Annotated in this window: 4 protein-coding genes; all 4 read right to left on the reverse strand. The window is 29.8% G+C overall.

The features are described 5' to 3' along the window. Positions 1–287: hypothetical protein (locus U9R42_08265; GenBank protein ID MEA3496014.1), on the reverse strand; the 287-nt coding region annotated here is incomplete at its 3' end. A 258-nt stretch (positions 288–545) separates the two neighbouring features. After that, the gene (locus U9R42_08270) at positions 546–944 is read right to left on the reverse strand and encodes a HEPN domain-containing protein (GenBank protein ID MEA3496015.1); all 399 of its coding nucleotides are present in this window, start codon (positions 942–944) and stop codon (positions 546–548) included. After that, a complete protein-coding gene (locus U9R42_08275) occupies positions 941–1,258 on the reverse strand; it encodes a nucleotidyltransferase domain-containing protein (protein ID MEA3496016.1) in 318 nt (105 codons plus the stop codon). The genes U9R42_08270 and U9R42_08275 overlap by 4 nt, the downstream gene beginning before the upstream one ends. A 937-nt stretch (positions 1,259–2,195) precedes the next feature. Further along, positions 2,196–2,791, reverse strand: a 596-nt coding sequence (locus tag U9R42_08280) for an Rpn family recombination-promoting nuclease/putative transposase (protein MEA3496017.1), incomplete at its 5' end; no start/stop codon positions are given.

Here is a 2,791-nt window from a genome sequence, read left to right on the forward strand (position 1 = left end):
TTATATAAATCTGTCCTTTTTATTATATATTCATTGAACCAATGTTTATTTAAATTTCCTTGAATGAAACCTATAATAAATCCAAAATCATAACCCAAAATTTTTCTTTTTTCATTTTTTTCTTCTTTTACAAGACTTCTTATGGATGAATTTAAAGTGTCTTTTAGATCATTAACTAAAATTGTTTCATCAATTATCGTAAAATCATTAGTAGGATAATCAAGTGTCGCATTCTTAGTCCATTTCCTGAATAAGTCAAATGCAATTTCATTATTTATTCTTTCCATATCGTTTATTCCTCTTTTTTACCTGAATGCTAACGGCAGTCTGTCTAGAACCCTAAACCACCGATTAAATTTTTGTCAAATATAAAGCTATTTCTGCTTTGCTCAAAAATGATTTGCTTTTTAATAGTTTTTAGACAGTCTGACGGTGGCAATATTAAAAGTTGGTCATTTTGGAACACCAAACTTTCAATTTACTATGCCGTTTATTTATTGTTAATTCGTTCATATTTACCACTTTCCGCCCAATTTCTTATATTGCTACAGGGCGGTATTTATTTCATCTTCAATCAATTCAATTATTTCGATAGCTGGTTCAAATAGTGGTTCTACCAAATCACTGTTAAAATCAAAAATGTTCTCATAGTCGCCTTTCTGTCTCCAGTCAAACAGTTCAGACAAAAGTAATCCGTATTTTTTATCAAATTTTCCAGTCTTTACAAAATGAAGTGAAAATTGGCTTTTTGTTCCTGAATGTGATTTAGTCTGGATTTCATTTAGCACCAATAGAGCATTAACTGCATAAAATACTGCATAATACAATCTATTTACTGCCGAATTCCAGAATCCGTTATCAGAAAGAATTTCTGCTGCTTCAAATGTTTTACGTGCAGATTCAATCCTGTATTTAACGTATTCATGTCTTTCTTCATTTGTCATATTCGAACTCCTTCTTGTGTTACGTTTTCATAAAATGGGGTAATCCGCTGCTTAGTCTGCCAGTCATTTTTTGAGTAAACAAATATTGATAAAGGCTCGCCTGTTTCCAGTTCCAAGTCATAAAGTTTATTCCTAAATTTTCGTTCTGTTACTAAGTCAATTGAATAATCTGTAAGTACGAGAATATCCCAATCCGAATTAGGTCGTTCGTCTCCACGAGCACGAGAACCATATAGAATCACTTCTGCTTTTGGGTCAATTGCATTAATGTAATGTCGAATCAATTGACTTATATATTGTGTCTTTGTTTTCATATTTTAAAATTAACAAAATGTTGCAACTTTTCTGTTTTTATAATGCACTGTTAGAGTAGAGCCTGATAGTTTATACTAAAATTTTGTTCAAAGATACTAAAATTAGTATAAACTATCAGCCCCCCCCTATATATTAACCGAAAAGTATCCACCTAAAAAAAATTTAACGACCTTAGTTTTTTTAAAAAAAAAGCTATGGCACAACGATAAAAACAATTATTGACAAAGCCAAAGACCGTACCCCACTACAAATGACGATGACAAAAAAGTATTACTGATTATGAGTTCGTTACGATTTATTATCCTCAAAAAAAGAGGGTATTTTTTTTGTAGGGTGCAGGAGAGCCAAGTTGGGTTAAGTAGTGTCTCTAAGAAAACTCTGCAAAATTAGATTCCTATCTTTTTGCGATATTTTTATCTTTCTCAACTCACTGATGCTAAGGCATCGCCTCGTCTCAAAAAATAAAAATCTCACCTGCCTGACGGCAAAGGCAGGTCAAAAATCTTAGAAATCATAAAATTTGATAGTTTTCTTAGAGGCACTAAGTACGGTTAATTATAGTCGTGAAAATCCGTGTTAATTGCTTGTTAATTTTATGATTAAAAACTTATCAGAAATTTAAAGAAATAAACATCAATGGAAGAATTATGTGCAAAAATTAAAATTTAACTTAAAATTCAATAAAAATGAATTATTTAAAATAAAAAAGTATCAAAAAAAATGAAATGTTGCCAAAATACAATCACTAATTTTAAAATTACCCGAAAAAATTTAACTTTACTCAAAGTTCATCATTTATTAAAATTACATATAAGCACTGTGTAACTTTTGGTTTTGCCCGCCTGTCGAGCCTTGGCAGGCAGGCTCAACAACGCACATAAAAACCATAGGTGGCCATGCACTATGGGTTTTTATATGCTTAGGTGTTAAGTGCTTTTATTCTTTGTTTAATCTATACAATTCTCTTAAATTTTCAATATCATTTTCATTCAATTCAGTAGTTTCAATAATTAATTTGTTAGAGTGTCCATTAGATATTAGTTTAAGAGCAATTCTTTTTCTTTCTTTATCAATTCCTTTTTCTATTCCTCTATATTCTAATTTTTGGGCAGTTGAAACAAATTGTTGTTCTGCTTGTGTTGAAATAGTTTCCATAAGTTCTCTATATTTATCAGAAGTGATTTCTGTTGAGTTTAGCATATAAACAGATATACTATCAAAAAAATCTTTTCCCTCTTTGGTTCGTAATAATTCATTTATTTGCTCAGATAAATGCCCAATCTGTTCAAGCATTTTCTGTTCATTAAAGATATTCTTCATTATTAGAAGACCTACCTGTAATTCAATATTATCAAAATGTTCTCTTAATTCTTTGTCTGAATATGTTGATGTATCAATTAATTCGTAATCAAATTTTGGTATGAAGTTTTGTAACTCATTATCAATATTTCCAAAGTATTCTTCAAATCCTTTATTATCCCATTTTTTCTTTCCGTGATAAAATATTATTGGAATAACTGCTGTTAATTCTT

The organism is Bacteroidota bacterium, from assembly GCA_034723125.1.
GTDB lineage: Bacteria > Bacteroidota > Bacteroidia > CAILMK01 > JAAYUY01 > JAYEOP01.